We start from the raw sequence: 17,250 nt of genomic DNA, 5'->3' as shown, positions 1-17,250 counted from the left end.
CACTCCAGACGAGCTTGGGGGAGAGCACCACCCTTGCCGCTCACCGGGGGCCCGTTCTTCGTGGCCGGTCACGAAAAAGCCGGGCCGCCTCGTGCTGGCCACCCAAGATCACCCTGAAGCTCGGTCCCGGTTTCCGCACGTCACATTCCCTGCCTCCCGTCCGTACTCCGGTGCGGGTCCCTTTGAGGGAGACGTGGAAGAGCGATCCGCCTCGCACGAGGCCGCGTTGGGGCTCCCCGGGACGGGGCGGCCGGCACCCTCTCTTGAAGGACCTGTACCGAAGTGCGGAGGGAGGGAACGGGCGGGGCCGCGGAGCTAGCCGTCGAAGATCCGCATCTGGAGCTGCACGGTGAGCCGGGCCTCGGGGTCGGTCAGGTCCAGGCCGCCGATCTCGGCCAGGCGCTTGAGCCGGTAGCGGAAGGTGTTGGGGTGCACGTGGACGCGGGCGGCGGCCGCGTTGACGTCGCCGAAGGCGTCCAGGTAGGCGCCCAGCGTGGCGGCCAGCTCGGTGCCGTGCTCGGCGTCGTGATCGAGCAGCCGCTGGTAGGGCCCGGTCGGCGTCTGCTCCTCCGCGGCGGCCACGTCGGCGACCTGGAGCAGCAGCGACTCGAAGTGCACCTCGGTGTATCCCGCGGCCCGGCCCGCGGCGTCATGGGTGCGCAGCACGCGCAGCGCCCGGTCGGCGTCGGCCCGTGACCTGGCGACCTGGGCGAGGTTGAGCGCGAGGCGGCCGACGCCGATGTTGGCGGCGTGCCGGGGCCCGACCCTGGCCAGGAAGCTCTCGGCCACCCGTACGGCCCGCTCCTCCTCCTCGCCGCCGGGCGTCAGGGGCAGCACCGCGTAGGCGACCGAGCCGACGTGCGCCGCGGCGGCCTTCGGGTGGATGGCCGCGACGTGCAGCGCGAGCGCGTCGCAGAAGCGCTGCCGGTCGCTCTCGCCGCGCGCGTTGTCGGCGGGGACGCCGGTGAGCTGGGCGGCCAGCACGCACAGGCGGGCGGTCGCGATGCCGAGCCGCCCGGCGGCCTCGGCCGCGTCCGCGCCGCCCTCCAGCACGGTGGACAGCAGGTCGGTGCGGAGCCGCCGCTGGCTGTCCGCCCCGGCGCGCTCGCGCAGCAGCCGCAGCGCCACGATCTTGGCGGCGTCGGCCATCGCGCGCTGCCGCTGCGGGCTGAGCGGCTCGTGCACGGCCGCCCAGATGGAGCCGAGGATCTCGTCGCCGGCCCGCACCGCCACGGCGGCCCGGTTGATCACCCGGTCGTCGTCCAGCTCGATGTGGATCGGCTCCTGGCTCTGGTAGAGCCGCTTGAACGCGCCTTGATCGTCGAGCAGGCGCAGGTAGTGCTCGGGCACCTGGCGGCCGAGCACGGTCTCCACGCGGCCCTGGTCGGCCTCGTCCTGCCGCCCGGAGAAGGCCAGCACCCGCGAGGACCTGTCCTCGATCGTCACCGGCGCGTCGAGCAGCGCGCAGACGGCGTTGGCCAGGGAGAACAGGTCGCCGTGCGCCTCCTCCCCCGGCTCGGTCAGCTCCCCTTCCGCCAGCAGGGAGCGCAGCAGCGCCGCCACCTGCGCCCAGGAGGCGGCCCTGGTCAGGCCGAGCACGGCCACGCCGGTCTCCAGCACTGCCGCGCGTACCCGCTCGTCCACGTCGACCGGCAGCTTCACCACGACCCCCGCCGCCTGCGCGGCGCGGGTCAGCAGCGCGCAGATGCCGGCGGCGCCCTGCACGCCGACGGCGAGCACGATCGCGCCCGGGGGCACGATCAGCTCGTCGAGGGGGTCGTAGATGTGCACCCCGGTGACCTCGGCGTCGAGGTCACCGGGGGAGGCGGCCACGTCGAGCACGGTCGTGCCGAGGTCGTCGAGGATCCGCCCGATGCTGGCGCGCGGGCGGGTCCTCATGGGGTCACGATAGTTCACCCGGTCTTGGGGGTGGCACGGGCGCCCATATGCACGTACGGGGAGCCGTCGGCCAGCTCGTAGAACACGACCGGGGTCCACTCGGGAGCCTCGGGCGCCTTGCACACGAACGTGGTCCCGTCCACCGCGATCAGCTGATGCTCCTGCGCCTCGGGTTGCAGGGCGGCCAGGGCGCCGGTGGCCTCGAACCGCAGCCAGGGCTCGCCGTCCTTGATCGACACCGTGAGCAGGGCTCCGGCGCGCTCGTAGACGCCGGCGTACGGCGTCGCGTCCACCTCGACCGGGGTCTCGGGCGGGAGCGGCATCTGCGGCACGGTCAGGCCGTCGAGCTCGGCGAACAGCTCGGTGGCCACGGCCCGGGTGAAGGAGCCGGAGTGGCCGCCGTTGGCGGTGACGCAGACGATCGTGCCGGTGCCGGGCACGGCCCACAACATGGCGTGCTGGCCGATGGTGTTGCCACCGTGGGACAGGACGCGCTGTCCGCTCCATTCGTCCAGGATCCAGCCGAGACCCCACTGCGGGCCCAGCCCGTACGGGTTGGGCACGTCCACCTGCGGCTCCCACATCGCCTGGGGGTCGGCGAGCAGCCCGCCCTCCAGGTGGGCCCGGGCGAAGGCCACCACGTCGGCCGGGCTGGCGCAGATCAGGCCGGCCGGTCCCATGCCGCGCATGAGCCCCCATACCGGGGCGGGCTCGCCCTCCGCGTGGCCCATCGCGGCGCGGAAGCGCAGCACGTCCTCGGGCAGGGTCCAGGTGTGGGCCAGGCCCAGCGGCTCGGCGATCTCCTCGCGGATCAGGTCGTCCCAGCGCTTGCCGCCCAGCCGCTCGGCGATCCGGCCCGCGATGACGAAGCCGGAGTTGCAGTAGGACTGGGTGACGCCGAGCGGGTGGTTCTGGATCAGGTCGGCGCACGCCTCGACGTACTTGGCCACGCAGTCGTCGCCGCGCCCCGTGTCGAGGAACAGGTCGCCGTCGATGCCGCTGGTGTGGGTGAGGAGGTGCCTGATCGTGACGGTCTTGGTGACCTCGGGGTCGGCCACCTTGAACTCGGGCAGCACCTCGGACACCGGCGTGTCCAGCGTGAGCCTGCCCCGCTCGATCAGCAGCATGATCAGCGTGGCGGTCCACACCTTCGAGACCGAGCCGATCTGGTAGAGCGCGTCCGGGGTGGCCTCGACTCCGGTGGCGACGTTGAGGGTGCCGGCGGCGAACTCGTGCAGCTCTCCCTCATGCAGGTACGCCAGCGCCGCACCCGGCACCTCGTACTCGGCGATCAGCTCGGGGAGCCGCTGACCCATTGCTCCAGCCACGCGATGATCCTTTCGTTGTAGTCGTACCTGTGGGAGGGCCGGCCGTTCAGGATGAACAGGTGACCGGCGCCGGGGTAGCGCACGAGCCGGACGGGCACCCGCCGCTCGCGCAGCGCGGCGAACCACTGCTCCGACTGGCCGATGGGGCACCGGTCGTCGCTCTCGCCGTGCAGGAGGAGGGTGGGGGCGGTGACCTCGCCGATCCTGGTGATCGGGGACTGGGCGATCAGGTCACCGGGGCATTCGTACTCCTTGAGCAGATACCCCAGGTCGGACGTGCCCGCCATGCTGGTCAGGTCGCTGACGACGCCTCCGGCGATCGCCGCCTTGAACCGGTCCGTCGCACCGGTCAGCCAGCACGTCATGTAGCCGCCGTAGCTGTAGCCGGTGACCGCCAGCCGCTCGGGGTCGGCGACGCCCTCGGCCACCAGGTCGTCGAGCGCGGCCTGGAAGTCCTGCGTGTCGGCCAGACCCCAGGCGCCCACGGCGGCGGTGAAGAAGTCCTCGCCGTAGCCGTCGCTGGCGCGGGGGTTGAGGGTGAGCACCGTCCAGCCCCGGGCGGCCAGGGTCTGGTGGTAGAGGTGGACGTTGTCGAGCACGGGGGCCCAGGCGTTGTGCGGGCCGCCGTGGATGTCCAGGAGCAGCGGGCCGGGGGCCTGGGCGTTCTCCTCGCGCAGGACGAAGCCCTCGACGACGGTGCCGTCGGGGGCGGTGAAGGTGCGGCGGGCGGGGACGTACAGGTCGAGGTCGGCCGGCGTGTGGTGGGTGAGCTGGACCGCCTTGCCGTCCTCCAGGAGGTAGACCTCGCCCGCGCTGTACGGGGTCGCGGCCACGTACGCGACCTTCCCTGCCGCCACGCTCGCGCCCGCCACGCTCACGTCCTCGGGGACGAGCTTGTCCGCCGGGGCCTGATAGAGATGCGAGCAGCCGCGGTCGCGCGCGCAGAACAGCAGGTCGTCGCCGAGCAGCGCCGGAGCCGCGCCCGGATACCCGGGGCCCCCGATCATCACGTTGCGGTCGAGCCCCGTCTCCACCTCGGCCGCGCCACTCGAATCCAGCGTGAACAGCCGGACGTGCCCGACCGGTTCACCCTTCTGCCCGGCCACGATCATCCGCTCGCCGAGCCACCACACCCCCGCGCAGATGAGCTCAGGATCGGTCAGCCGCTCGGGCGCGCCACCTCCCGCCGCCACGGTGTACACCGCGCCGCCCACCTCGAGGTCGCGGTCCGGCGCCATGCTCGCCGCGAACGCCAGCCGGGTGCCGTCCGGTGACCACGACGGCTCCCCCGCGTGGAAGTCACCCTCGGTGAGCTGCGTCGTCTCCCCGGACGCGACGTCCACCGCGAACAGGTGCGTGGTGATCCCGCGCAACAACCCGGCCCCGTCGGCCTTGTACTCCAGCGTCTCTGCCACCACGGGCGCGTTCGGGTCGGGCGCCTCTCCCCCGGGCCCGACCGGCCCGGCGTAGGCGACGCGGGTCCCGTCCGGCGACCACCGCGCGGGCCCGGCGCCGAGCGCCGCCTCGGTCAACGGCGACGGCTCACCGCCGTCCATGGGCAGCAGGTGGAGTTGCGGGCGTCCGTCCACCGGCCGCAGGAACGCCAGCGTACGGCCGTCCGGCGACCACCGTGGCGCACTTCCCGTCGCCAGGCGGCGCGGCTCGGCATCGGGGGTCACGAGCCAGATCGCGGTGCGGTTCTCGTCGGCGTCCCGGTCGGCGGTGGTGAGCGTGTAGGCGACCGCACCGCCGTCGGGACGCATTGCCGGATCGGACGGTACGGCGAAGCGGTAGAGGTCGTCCAGGGTGAGACGTGGCATATCCGAACCGTAGGCCACCATCTTCCGGCCTGCTTCGGCGCGCACGACGAACACCACCGCCCCCGTTGTCCGCCCCACCAACCAGCCACCCGCCCGCCGTCACCGGCCCGTCCGCCCGTGCGACCGGTCCGCCGCCCGCCTGTCCCGCCGCCGCATCTCCCATCCCCGCCTGCCCGTGCGACCGTCCGCCGCGCGCGACCGAAGGAGGACGCGCAGGGGGGCGCACGCCGAGGCGTCGGCGGCCAGGCGGTCGGGAAGTGTCGGCGGGTCGGGGACAATGGCAGGGGGAGCGTTAAGGTGTAGGTCCTCCGCCGGTTTCGGCAGCTCAATTCCCGAGTGGCGGGCCCGCCCGTCTCAGACCCACGAGAATGGATGGTCAGCCATGGTTGGCAAGCCGGAACGGCAGGTGGCTGTGTTCGGTGCGGGATACATCGGTCTGGTGACCGGTGCCTGCCTCGCCGAGCTCGGTCACCGGGTGGTGGTCAAGGACATCGATCCGGAGAAGGTGGCCCTGCTGAGCTCCGGCGACGTGCCGATCTACGAGCCGGGCCTGGGCGACATGATCACCAGGAACAAGGAACGCCTGACGTTCACCCTGGATCTGCGGGAGGCCCTGGACGGCACCGAGATCGCCTACGTGTGCGTGGACACCCCGCCCTCGGCCTCCGGCGACGCGGACCTGTCGCGGCTCTGGTCGGTGATCAAGTCGCTGGAGGGCGCGAGCCACCTGAAGGCCGTCGTGGTGAAGTCCACCGTCCCGGTGGGCACCGGCGCGCGGGTGCGGACCGCGCTGGACGCCGCGGGCCTGCCGCACGTCGGCTACGCCGCCAACCCCGAGTTCACCGCCGAGGGCCGGGCGGTCAGCGACTTCCTGCGCCCCGACCGCATCGTGATCGGCTCGGCCGACGAGGCGACCGCGCAACTGATCTCGGAGCTGCACGACGGCGTGGACGGCCCGGTCGTCGTGATGGACGTGCGCTCGGCCGAGATGGTCAAGCTCGCCTCCAACGCCCTGCTCGCCACGAAGATCAGCTTCATCAACGAGATCGCCACCCTGTGCGAGAAGACCGGCGCCGACGTCGAGGAGGTCGCCCGCGCCGTCGGCCTCGACCACCGTCTCGGCCCCCACTTCCTGCGCCCCGGCATCGGCTGGGGCGGCTCCTGCTTCCCGAAGGACTCCGAGGCGCTGCGCCAGCTGGCCAGCAACACCGGCTACCACCTGCAGCTCCTGTCGGCCGTGATCGAGGTCAACAACCTGCAGAAGCGCCGCGCGATCCAGAAACTCAAGGACGAGCTGGGCCCGCTGACGGGCATGCGGGTGGCGCTGCTCGGTCTGACGTTCAAGCCGGGCACCGACGACATGCGCGAGGCGCCGAGCACGGTGCTGGCCGCGCGGCTGCTGGCCGAGGGCGCGGACGTACGCTGCTGGGACCCGATGGCCCGCCCAGCCGCGACCGAGCCGTGGGCCTCCACGAGCCGCCACGCGACGCCGGAGCTGGCCGTCGAGGGCGCGGACGCGGCGATCGTGGTCACAGAGTGGCCGCAGCTCAAGGACGTGGACTGGGCGCTGGCGGCGGCGTCGATGCGCCGCCCTGTGCTCTTCGACGGCCGTAACCTGTTCGACCCGGCGGTGATGCGCGCACTGGGCTTCACGTACATGAGCGTCGGCCGGCCTTAACCCAGGGCCGGAATATTCCGTTGCGGTCCGGTGCTGATGACCAGCACTATGTTCTTCATGTTCCCGCGCACCCACCTCGTGACGACGCCCGCACCCGCGGGCGCGTTCGGGCGTGCCTGCGACGGCCTGGAGCGCTGACCTCTTCCCGTAAGTCCAGAAGTGACCCGGCGGGGGGAGGTTGAACGGCCCTTCGACGGGTCACACACGCTTCAGGTTCTTAGGGAAGGGACCATGGCCAAGCAGGCCTACGTACGGAACAAGCCGCATCTCAACATCGGCACGATGGGTCACGTCGACCACGGCAAGACCACGCTGACCGCCGCCATCACGAAGGTGCTGGCCGCGCGCGGGCAGGCCACGTACACGCCGTTCGAGAGGATCGACCGCACCCCGGAGGAGGCCTCCAGGGGGATCACGATCAACATCTCGCACGTCGAGTACGAGACCGCCACCAGGCACTACGCCCACGTGGACATGCCGGGCCACGCCGACTACGTGAAGAACATGATCACGGGGGCGGCGCAGCTCGACGGCGCGATCCTCGTCGTGTCCGCGCACGACGGGATCATGCCGCAGACCAGGGAGCACGTGCTGCTCGCCAAGCGGGTCGGCGTCGAGCACCTGGTCGTGGCCGTCAACAAGGCCGACGGCGCCGACCCGGAGCTGACCGACCTGGTCGAGCTGGAGCTGCAGGACCTGCTGACCGAGCACGGCTACAGCGGCGTCCCGATGGTGCGGGTGTCCGGGCTGCGGGCGCTGGAGGGCGACCCGGTCTGGACGGCGTCGGTCGAGGCGCTGCTCCAGGCGGTGGACGAGCACATCCCCGTACCTGTCCGGTACGTGGACGCGCCGTTCCTCATGCCGGTCGAGAACGTGCTGACGGTCACCGGCCGCGGCACGGTCGTCACCGGCGCCATCGAGCGCGGCACGGTCCGGGTCGGCGACACGGTCGAGGCGGTCGGCTTCGGTGACGGGCTGTCCGCCGTCGTGACGGGCGTGGAGACGTTCGGCAAGACGATGGAGCGGGGCGAGGCCGGCGACAACGCCGCCGTACTGCTGCGCGGGGTGCGCAGGGACCAGGTACGGCGGGGCATGGTGCTGGCCGAGCCGGGCAGCCAGCGGGCCCTCGGCTCGTTCACCGCTCGCGTCTACCTCCTCACCCCGGAGGAGGGCGGACGGCGCCGGCCCATCGCGTCGGGGTACCGGCCGCAGTTCTACCTGCGCACGACCGACGTGCCGGGCGAGCTCGTCCTGCCCGATTCGGTCACCGCCGAGCCGGGCGACACGGTGGAGGTGGCGGTCACGCTCGGCAAGGCGGTCGCCCTGGAGCCAGGCCTCGGCTTCGCCATCCGCGAGGGCGGCCTCACGGTCGGCGCCGGCACAGTCCTCACCACCTAACCCCGACCGACCAGTCGGGTCGGCTGACTGGCCGGTCGGGTCGGTCGGGCCGGTCGGGCCGGAGGGCCGGGTCGGGCGGGTCGGGTGGTCGTCTGTTGGAGTGCCCAAAGGGCCGGGTCCCACGTCGTGTGGGGTCCGGCCCTTCGTGGTGCTCGGGTTCCGTTCCTACGCCCGGTCGAAGCGGAGCCTGAGGGTGGCGCGGCGGGCCATCAGGTCGTAGCCGGGCAAGGTGCCAGGACCGCAGGTGGCTGTGCCGATGCCCTGGTGGGCGAGGTCCAGGTGGAGGTACAGCTGGTCCTCCGGCACCAGGTCGGGGCGGTGGCGGGCGGCGGTCAGGGCGGCGGTGCTCCATCGGCGGGCGGTCAGGCCGAAGATGGGCTCGCCGGAGATCCTGAGCCCGCCGAGCTCCGCCCACCGCACGTCGGCGCGGTGCCCGTTCTCCTGCGGATAGACGTACGGCGTCTGGAGTTCCTCGACCGTGCCCGACCACCGGCCGATGCGGGCGGACATGCCCGTGTCCGGGTACGCCTCCCCCGGCCCCAGCCCGAACCACGTCACCCGGTCCACGGCCGAGCCCGGCAGCGCCATCGTGATTCCGAGGCGCGGGATCGGATCCCGCCAGTCGCCGTCCGGCTCGATGTCCAGCGCGAGCCTCAGCCCGCCGTCGAACGTCCACCGGTACGTCGCCCAGATCCCGAGATCGGTGGCCGCCGCGGCGACCCGGGTCCGGACGACCAGTTCGTCCTGTTCGTCGCTGAGTGAGATCTCGTCCGCCCGGTGGGTGAGCCGGTGCAGGCCGAGCGCGCGCCACCTGGTCTCGAGACCGCCGTACCGGTCGTTGTCGGTCGGGGCCCGCCACAGATCGAGCCGGGGCCCGTCCACCTCCATCCCGAACAGCCGCACCAGCCGCCCCGTCACCGCGTCGAACGCACAGCCGCCACCAGTGGCTGTGAAGCGGGCGCCGTCACGAGCGCCGTCACGAGTGAAGGTCACCGGGACCTCGGGCGTCCGGGGCTCGGAACGGGCCAGGAGCGCCTGGCCCCAGGCCACCTCGTGCCCCGCCGCCGCCCACGGCTGGTCCACGGCCAGTTCGGCGTGCACGGTCAGCCAGCGTTCCCCGTGCGGCCCGCCCGTCGTATCGGGCAGCTTGCACTCGCCGCCCTCGGCGGGCACGTCGAGCCGGTGCGAGGCGACGACCGAGCCCTCCAGCGCGACGGTGGCGACGAAGCGCAGGTGGGACAGGTCGGTGAAGCCGTGGCCGTTGACGACCCTGACGATCCCGTCGCCGAACTCGAACTTGACCGGCTCGAACACCTTCTTCAGGTCGGTCAGCCCGGGCGACGGCGCCCGGTCGGGGAACACGAGCCCGTCGATGACGAAGTTCCCGTCGTGCACGGGCTCGCCGTAGTCGCCCCCGTACGCGTACTCGTACGTGGGATGCGCCAGCCCGTGGTCGATCCACTCCCAGATGAACCCTCCGGCCAGGCGCGGATACCGCTCGAACAACTCCTGGTACTCGGCCAGCCCACCGGGCCCGTTGCCCATGGCGTGGGCGTACTCGCACTGCAGGAACGGCATCCACCGCCGCCGCGTGTCCAGCTCCGGGTCCTCCAGCGCCTCCTCCTCGTGTCGGCCGATGGCTTCGACCTCGGCGTGGGAGGCGTACATGCGGGAGTAGACGTCCGTGTGCGCGCACGAGCGGTCGCCCTCGTAGTGCAGCGGCCTGGACGGGTCGCGCTCACGCGTCCAGTCGGCCATGACGGCGAGGTTGACGCCCTCTCCTGCCTCGTTGCCGAGCGACCACATGATGACGCTGGGGTGGTTCTTGTCGCGTTCGACCATGCGGCGCATGCGGTCGAGCAGCGCGTCGGCGTAACGCGGGTCGTCGGTGGGGTTGCCGCGCCAGCTGACCTGGCCGAAGCCGTGGGTCTCCAGGTCGCACTCGTCGATCACCCACAGGCCCAGCTCGTCGCACAGGTCGAGGAAGTCGGGGTGCGGCGGGTAGTGGCTGGCCCTGACGGCGTTGACGTTGTGCCGCTTCATGAGCAGCACGTCCTCGCGCATGGTCTCGTACGGCACCGCACGCCCGTGCACGGGGTGGAACTCGTGCCGGTTGACGCCCTTGAACAGCAGCGGGCGCCCGTTGGCCAGGAGCACGCCCTCCACGATGGAGATCGTGCGGAAGCCGACGCGCAGGCGCAGGGTCTCCTCCGGGCAGGTCACCACGGCGTCGTACAGGCGCGGCGTCTCCGCCGTCCACGGCTCCACCTCGGCCGTGACCTCCGTGCCCGGCTCCAGTGCGGAGATGCCGAGTTCGGGGATGGCGAGCGTGCCGGGGCCGTCGAAGCTGAGCGTGCCGCGCCCGTCCTCGTAGGAAGCGCGTACGAAGACGTCGGCGGTGGAGCGGGTGAGCGTGACGTCGCGGAAGATGCCGGGCAGCCACCACATGTCCTGGTCCTCCAGGTAGGTGGCGGCCGACCACTGGTGTACGCGCACGGCCAGCACGTTGCGGCCGGGACGAAGGTAGGGCCCCGCGTCGTACTCGACGGGCAAGCGGCTGCCGGTCGAGAAGCCCAGTTCGTGGCCGTTCAGCCAGACCCGGGCGAACGGCTCGGCCCCCTCGAACCGCAGCCGCCCGCCCGTCCAGCCCTCGGGCAGGTCGAAGGCACGGCGGTAGTCGCCCGTCGGGTTCTCGTCGGGCACGCGCGGCGGGTCGATGGGAATGGGGTAGGAGACGTTCGTGTACGCGGGAGCGCCATGACCGTGCAGGACCCAGTGGGACGGGACCGGGAGATCGTTCCAGCCCGCGTCGTCGTAGTCGGGCACGGCGAAGTCCTCGGGGACGTTCGCCGTGGGTGAGAGGCGGAAGCGCCACGTCCCGTTGAGATCGAGGGCGGGCGCGTCTGAGCGGAATGAGGCCCTGGGTTCGAGTCTCCCCGAACCGGGGGTGAAAGTTTCGAGATCCATCTCCGCTGAGCCTAGAGGTTCGGGCTGCTTTCGTCAGCGATGAGTTTCGTGTCCCGTATGGAGACGCGTTCCGCTCGTGCTCGACGACGCCGCCAGATAGCCGGCCAGCAGCGCCTCCGCGACCGCCCCCACGGCGTCGTCGTCCGGCAGGAACCCGGGGCTGTGCAGCCCGGACGCCGTGTCCACGCCCACGAACATCATCAGCGACGCCGCCACGTCCCCGTAGCGCGCGAAGTCGTCGGCCCCGCACGAGCGCAGCTCGTCGTTGACCGCCCACCCCTGCTCCCGCAGCCTGTCCCCCGCGCGTGCGGCCAGCGCCCGGTCGTTGACCAGCATCGGCTCGCCGGGCAGGATCTCCACCTCGGCCGTGCAGCCGTACGCTCTGGCGGTGTTCTCGGCCACCTGCGCGAAGCGGCGCTGCAGCCGCTCCCGCCACCCTTCCGACATGGTCCGCAACGTCCCCCTGGCCACCGCCTCGCCCGGCACGGCGTTGGGCGTGCTGCCCGCGTTGACCGTCCCGAACGTGACCACGGTCGGCACCATGGGGTCGGCGGCCCGGCTGACGAGCTGCTGCGCCGCCACGATCACCTGCGCCATGGCGAGCACGGGGTCGCGGGCGAGATGCGGGTAGGCGGCATGCCCCTCGCCCCCTTTGACGGTCACCCTGAACTCGTCGGAGGAGGCGTTCACCGGCCCCGGCGTGCAGGCGATGGTGCCCTCGTCCAGCACGGGCTGGACGTGGGCGCCGATCATGGCGTGCACCCGGTGCCGATCGAGCACCCCGGAGGTGACCACGTCCAGCGCCCCGGACGGGAAGGTCTCCTCACGCGGCTGCAGCACGACGACGAGCGGCGCGAGCTCACCCCCGCTCACGGCTTCGGCCGCCGCCTCCACGGCCCCTTCCGCCGCGGCTTCCGCGGCCACTTCCGCGGCCGTGGCGGCTTCTGGACCGGCTTCTGCGACGATCTCGGGGTCGATCACGGCGTCGGCGGCGCCCCGGGCGGCGGCTTCGGCGACGGTCCTGGCGTCGGCCCGCTCGACGTCCTCGGAGCCGGTCGCGGCGATGGCCCGGGCGAGCGCGACCACGGCGGCCAGGTGCACGTCGTGCCCGCAGGCGTGCATGGCCCCGTTGGCGGCCGCCCACGGCACCCCGGTCCGCTCGACGATCGGCAGCGCGTCCAGCTCACCCCGCACCCCGACGGCCGCCCCTGGCCCGCCGATCCGCAGCACGGCGCCGGTGCCCGCCACGTGCTCGACCGCCCCTTCCGGCAGCGCGTCGATCACCCGCTTGAGCGTCGGCGCCTCCTGCCCGGAGACGCGCGGCGCGGCGTGCAACTCCCGCCGCAGCGCCACGGCGGCGGGCAGCTCCCGGCGCAGCGCGGCCCGCAACGCCACCTCCACACCGACGTGCCGCCCTTCCTTGCTCTTCTCCCCTGCCCCCGGCACAACCTCTCCTCTCATCCCAGTCCATAGACGCGGCGCGCGTTCTCGACCCCTACCATGGTCGCCACCCGCACCGCCTGTGTGAGCGACCACTCCTCCTCGGCCACGAACCCGCCCAGTACCCGTGCCATGGCCCGCCGCCACAACAACGCCCCCAGGTGGTGCAGCTCGGCGGCCCCGAAGGCGTCGGACGAGAAGAGGATCTTCGCGAACGGCGCCACCTCCAGGCTCTCCGCCACCACCGCGGCGCTCCGCGCCCCCGTGTAGCTGACCCCGAGCCCCACGTCGAAGAACACGTGCGGGTACGCCTGCGCCAGAAACCCCGCCTCGCGCTGGTACGGATAGCAGTGCAGCAACAGCAGCGGCACCCCTGTGGGCTCGGCCAGCTCGATCAGCCCCCGCAACAACAGGGGCGAGGCCCGCCGCAGGTCCACCTCGGGATCGCCCAGGCCGATGTGGAACTGCAGCGGCAACCCCCGCTCCAGCCCGGCCCAGATCAGGTGCCGCACCAGCACGGGATCGGTCAGCCGCCCGCCCCCGCCTTCGAGCCACCGCCCCGCGGCCGCCACGACCTCCTCGGCGGAGGGCGGCGCGGGATCGAAGTCGAGCCCGCACCGGTAGGCGGCGATGGTCTTGAGCCCTCTGGCCGTCCGCGTTCGCTCCCACAACGCCTCGCCGAACCGCTCGGCGAACGAGGCGGCCGAGCACCCGGAGGCGGCCACCTGCTCGGCCACGCTCTCCAGCCGCACCACCTCGTCGGCGGGCACTCCGCCGGCCTCCGCCATCCCGGAGGGCCCGAGCAGTTCCTCCCCCCGGTAACCGGTCTCGACCAGGAAGTGCCCGATCCCGCTGGCCCCGAGCAGCAGCCGGTTCACCTCACCGGCCCCGAGCCTGGCCCGTCTGGCCAGGTATTCCTCGGGCGTGCAGAAGGGCTCCAGCCCGAGCACGGGCGCGCAGTGGCGCAGGATGGCGAAGCCGAGCTGGGAGTCGAACTGCGTCATCCAGTCCGGCACCGGCCGGTCCGACTCGGTGATCAGCTCCTCGAACGCCATGCGCGACAGGTCGTGCGACGACACCCCGTGCACGTGGTGGTCGACCAGCGGCAGTTCCTCCAGGGCGTGGCCGAGCCCAGCGGGCACGAGATCGAGCTCCATGGTCATGCTGCGATCCTCCCCGGTCGGCCGTACCCTCTGCCCCTTCCCATGACCCGCGTCCCGAACACGAAAGGGCCCCGCGGGAGTCCCGCGGGGCCCGGAAGAGATCAGGCGGCGGCCTTGAGGCTCACCGCCACACTCGCCTGCTTCGTGACTCCGCTGACGGTGACGGCCACCGTCACCTGCCCGGGGCGCAGCGCCGTCAGCGTGCCCGTGGCGGGGTCGAGGACGGCGACGTGCCAGGGCTTGGCGGTCTTGCGGGTGCCGACGTGCAGGTTCGGCGAGCCGGACCACTTCACCGACACCGGGTACGCGGCCGGGACCGTCCTGGCTCCCTGCTTGACCGCGGCCGTCACCGTGGCGGGCGAGCCGACGGCGACCGTGGCGGGGGCGGTGAGGGCGAGGTCGTCCACGTGCGGGCGCACCTGCGTGCCGATCCAGTCGGGCGCGTCGGCGAACCAGTTCCGCTTGACCTGCTCGGCCTCGGCCCGCGTCACCGGGTCCACGCCCCACAACGACCATCCGGTGAACCCGCCGTCGTCGGGCGCGGTGGCGGGGTTCTTGCCGGAGTTGCCGTTGATGAAGAAGGGAACCGCGTCCACGTGCTCGGCGTGGAAGGTCCCCACGTGCGCCCCGATGAACGCGGCGCCCTTGCCGGTGGTGCGCTGGAAGTCGGCCAGCCAGCCTTCGACGAGCGCGGCCTCCTTGCGGTCGCCGAGCTGGCTGCCCTTGCCGGGCGTGGGGTCGCGCGGCGGCACGTGGAACAGCACGGTGACCGACCCGATCGAGGAGTCCTTGGCCGCCTTGTCCAGTTCGGCCCGGAACATCGCCACCTGGTCGTAGCCGCCGCCCCTGAGGGTCAGGCGGGAGGTGTCCAGGGTGATGAAACGGGTGCCCTTGTGGTCGAAGGTCGCGTACGTGTCCCCGAAGACGGTCTTGAAGTTGTCGATCTGACCGCCCATGACCTCATGGTTGCCCGGAACGTAGTGATATTTCACCGTTCCGCCGAGCTCCTCGTCGAGGATCTTCTTCGCCAGCGCGAAGTCCTCCGGCGACGCCTCGTCCACCAGGTCACCGTTGATCACCAGGAAGTCCGGCTTGGCCGCCTTGATCTCCTGGAGCGTGCGGCGCGCGTTCTTGACGATGTCGCTGTCCGGCTCCCTGGCCACGAACTGCGCGTCGGACATGACCGCGAACCGCCACGGCATGTTCGCCACCTCGGTCTCGACCACCGGGTCGGCCACCTCGGGCACGGCCGGGGCCTCGACCGACGGCGGCACCTTGGCGACCAGCCCGTCGATGAGGATCTCGTTGGTGTACTTGACGTCGGCCTTGGTCTCGGCCACGTAGAAGCGCCGCAGCTTGAGCGGGTAGTTGACGCCGGGCGGCACGGCGAACTCGACGTACTTCCAGCCGGTCCACGTCATGTACGGCCCGCGCAGGATCTGCGACTGCCCGAGCGCGTCGTAGAACTCCAGGCTCGGCCACTCCCCCTTGCCGGTGGAGTTGATCCACATCCCGAACGCCTGCGGTTGCCCGTCGATCACGATCTGCCGCGGCGGGCTGGCGTAGGCGGCCCGGGTGGCGGTGGAGGTGGTGAAGTCGTAGGAGAGCTTGAGTCCGCCCCCGCTCTGCCCTGGCGCGGCCGCCAACGAGCCGGTGGCGCGGGCGGCGGCGAACGTCCACGTGGCCGCGTCCTCGAAGTCGGCGACCGGTTTGTCCTCGAACCCGACCGTCACCGGCACGGCGGTCGTGAGCTTGCCGACCTTGGCGGTGATCAGCCCGGAGCCGGTGGCCCGCTTCGCCTTGACGGTGAAGTAGCCCTGCTCGGCCGCGGTGACCTCGAAAAGGTTCTTGTCGTAGTCGAGCGTGAGGTCGCCCGGCTCGATGGGCGCGGAGTTGCCGTTGTGGTCGTAGCCGACCACGCCGAAGGTCGCGGTGCCGTCCGCGCCCGCCATGCCCAGGCGGTCGGCGGTGGCGCCGAGCCGCTCCAGGGGCTGCAGCACGGTCAGGTCGATGTCGCCCTTGGCGGTGCCGCGCGAGGCGGTGACGGTGGTCTGGCCGGGCACCAGGGCGTGGAACCTACCGTCGCGGACGACGCCGTGGACGGCCGGCTTCGACCGCCAGGAGGGGGTTCCGGCGGCGGGGCCGTAGGTCTCGTCGTACCCGGCGGCGGTCAGGCGCCTGGTGAGGCCGGGGAAGACGCGGTCGGGACGGCCACCGGTGACGGGCCCGACGCCGGGCGCCTTGGCGGGGTCGCTGGTGGTCTCCAGCCAGTAGCCCTTGAGCTTGCCGCTGCCCTCGGGCGCGTAGAGCGCGAGGCCGTTGGGGACATGGCGCTCGCCTCCGTCGGAGGGGTTGTTCTCCACCTGGACGTCGGGAGCGCCGGGCTCGCGGGCCAGCATGGTGGAGGAGCCGCCGCCGTCGAGGTTGAGCGCGTTCGCGGCGCCGAGGTCGATCATCATGGCGGCCAGCTCGTTCAGCGTGACGCCGCGGCTGTCCACCTGGCGGCCGTCCACGGTCAGCAGGTACATCTTCCTGCCGTCGGCGGAGAACCCGACGGCGGTGCGGGGGTGGGCGGCCGGGTCGGTGGAGTTCTGCACGACCCCGTCCTTGACCAGCACCCAGTTACCGCCCACGGCGGCCTTCACCGAGCTGCCGTCCGACGGCTTGGGCTGGTACTTCACCTCCACCCGGTCGCCGGCCTTGAGCGCGGACACGGCGGCGGCGCCGGCGTCGCGGCCCAGCAGGATCGAGGTGCCCGCGGGGATCGGGCCGGTTCCCGCGGAGGTGCGTACCTCCGTCACCACCCCGTCCACCAGCACGGCCTCGGCGACGGAGGTGGCGCCCTCGACGGCGCGGGCCCGCGTGTAGGAGCCCCACAGCGGCGTGAACAGCCCCACGCCGCCGCTCTGCACGATCTGGTTGAACTGGGCGAGCGCGATCGGCGAGCCGCCGGCCGGGGTGGCGCTGCCCTCGAAGTACATCTTGAGCACGCGCCCGACGCCGTCCCCGGTGACCGCGACCGCGTTCTCGTGGCCTGCCACCGGCGACTGGATCAGCGCGCCGTCCTGGACGCCGATGCCCTGGGCCGCGCCGGAGTTGTTGATGTCGAAGAAGTCGCCGTTGACGGCCGCGACGGCGTGCGAGCGCTTGGCGGGCCCGGACAGCGGCTCGGTCTTGGACACCTCGCCCGAGTAGACGTAATCCGCCTTGGCGCCGCCGAGGTCGGCGGTGACGGCGTCCGCGCGCAACCAGCCGAGCGCGTCGTAGGTGTCGAACGAGGTCAGCGAGATGCCCGGCGCGATCGGCCGGGTCGTCTTGGCCGTCTCCAGCCGCTGCTGCGCGGCCGTGGCCTTGGCGAGCAGCGTGGAGGGCGCCGCGTAGGAGGACGCCTCGGCGGCGTCCTCCGCTGGAGGTGTGGGATCGGCCTTCGCGGGCGCGCTGAGGGCCATGGGGCCTAACACGAGCGCGGCGGCGGCCAGCAATCGGAGGGTCTGCACGACCGAACTCAATCGCTCGTGGATATAACTTTCAAGGCCTCAGAATGAACTAAAAGAAAA

Annotated in this window: 9 protein-coding genes; 2 read left to right on the top strand and 7 right to left on the bottom strand. The window is 72.2% G+C overall.

The window, feature by feature from the left end; all coding sequences use genetic code 11:
- Positions 1-315: 315 nt before the first annotated feature.
- The 3 genes from ACFPZ3_RS38670 to ACFPZ3_RS38660 are packed head-to-tail and all read right to left on the bottom strand — an operon-like array spanning position 316 to position 5,047.
- Complete coding sequence (locus ACFPZ3_RS38670) at positions 316-1,899, bottom strand: PucR family transcriptional regulator (RefSeq protein WP_379519316.1); 1,584 nt, start codon at positions 1,897-1,899, stop codon at positions 316-318.
- A 14-nt stretch (positions 1,900-1,913) separates the two neighbouring features.
- Complete coding sequence (locus ACFPZ3_RS38665) at positions 1,914-3,227, bottom strand: serine hydrolase domain-containing protein (RefSeq protein WP_379519315.1); 1,314 nt, start codon at positions 3,225-3,227, stop codon at positions 1,914-1,916.
- On the bottom strand, positions 3,191-5,047 hold the full coding sequence (locus tag ACFPZ3_RS38660; RefSeq protein ID WP_379519314.1) for a S9 family peptidase: 1,857 nt from the start codon (positions 5,045-5,047) through the stop codon (positions 3,191-3,193). The genes ACFPZ3_RS38665 and ACFPZ3_RS38660 overlap by 37 nt, the downstream gene beginning before the upstream one ends.
- Before the next feature lie 382 nt (positions 5,048-5,429).
- On the opposite strand from ACFPZ3_RS38660, the gene ACFPZ3_RS38655 reads away from it, so the two are divergent.
- A complete protein-coding gene (locus ACFPZ3_RS38655) occupies positions 5,430-6,725 on the top strand; it encodes a UDP-glucose dehydrogenase family protein (RefSeq protein WP_379519313.1) in 1,296 nt (431 codons plus the stop codon).
- Between the two features lie 231 nt (positions 6,726-6,956).
- Positions 6,957-8,123, top strand: a complete 1,167-nt coding sequence (gene tuf, locus ACFPZ3_RS38650; RefSeq protein ID WP_379519312.1) for an elongation factor Tu — start codon at positions 6,957-6,959, stop codon at positions 8,121-8,123.
- Positions 8,124-8,288: 165 nt separating this feature from the next.
- Here tuf and ACFPZ3_RS38645 read toward each other — a convergent pair whose 3' ends face one another.
- The 4 genes from ACFPZ3_RS38645 to ACFPZ3_RS38630 all read right to left on the bottom strand — a co-directional run bounded on the left by ACFPZ3_RS38645 (position 8,289) and on the right by ACFPZ3_RS38630 (position 17,190).
- Positions 8,289-11,090 carry a glycoside hydrolase family 2 TIM barrel-domain containing protein gene (locus ACFPZ3_RS38645; RefSeq protein WP_379519311.1) on the bottom strand — a complete coding sequence of 934 codons (2,802 nt, stop codon included), beginning with the start codon at positions 11,088-11,090 and terminating at the stop codon, positions 8,289-8,291.
- A gap of 33 nt (positions 11,091-11,123) precedes the next feature.
- Complete coding sequence (locus ACFPZ3_RS38640; RefSeq protein WP_379519310.1) at positions 11,124-12,551, bottom strand: M20 metallopeptidase family protein; 1,428 nt, start codon at positions 12,549-12,551, stop codon at positions 11,124-11,126.
- Entirely contained in the window at positions 12,548-13,693 is a 1,146-nt protein-coding gene (locus ACFPZ3_RS38635; protein WP_379519309.1) for an amidohydrolase family protein, read from the bottom strand. The genes ACFPZ3_RS38640 and ACFPZ3_RS38635 overlap by 4 nt, the downstream gene beginning before the upstream one ends.
- Before the next feature lie 101 nt (positions 13,694-13,794).
- Complete coding sequence (locus ACFPZ3_RS38630) at positions 13,795-17,190, bottom strand: phosphodiester glycosidase family protein (protein ID WP_379519308.1); 3,396 nt, start codon at positions 17,188-17,190, stop codon at positions 13,795-13,797.
- Positions 17,191-17,250: the final 60 nt, after the last annotated feature.

Source organism: Nonomuraea insulae (genome assembly GCF_042656245.1).
The sequence above is the reverse complement of the archived record's forward strand: the minus strand, read 5'-3'. Positions and strand labels throughout refer to the sequence as shown.

Excerpts from the sequence above, each read along its gene's own strand:
- ACFPZ3_RS38670 (WP_379519316.1), bottom strand. The coding sequence starts at position 1,899 with ATGAGGACCCGCCCGCGCGCCAGCATCGGGCGGATCCTCGACGACCTC.
- ACFPZ3_RS38660 (WP_379519314.1), bottom strand. The coding sequence starts at position 5,047 with ATGCCACGTCTCACCCTGGACGACCTCTACCGCTTCGCCGTACCGTCC.
- ACFPZ3_RS38655 (WP_379519313.1), top strand. The coding sequence starts at position 5,430 with ATGGTTGGCAAGCCGGAACGGCAGGTGGCTGTGTTCGGTGCGGGATAC.
- tuf (WP_379519312.1), top strand. The coding sequence starts at position 6,957 with ATGGCCAAGCAGGCCTACGTACGGAACAAGCCGCATCTCAACATCGGC.
- ACFPZ3_RS38645 (WP_379519311.1), bottom strand. The coding sequence starts at position 11,090 with ATGGATCTCGAAACTTTCACCCCCGGTTCGGGGAGACTCGAACCCAGG.
- ACFPZ3_RS38640 (WP_379519310.1), bottom strand. The coding sequence starts at position 12,551 with ATGAGAGGAGAGGTTGTGCCGGGGGCAGGGGAGAAGAGCAAGGAAGGG.
- ACFPZ3_RS38635 (WP_379519309.1), bottom strand. The coding sequence starts at position 13,693 with ATGACCATGGAGCTCGATCTCGTGCCCGCTGGGCTCGGCCACGCCCTG.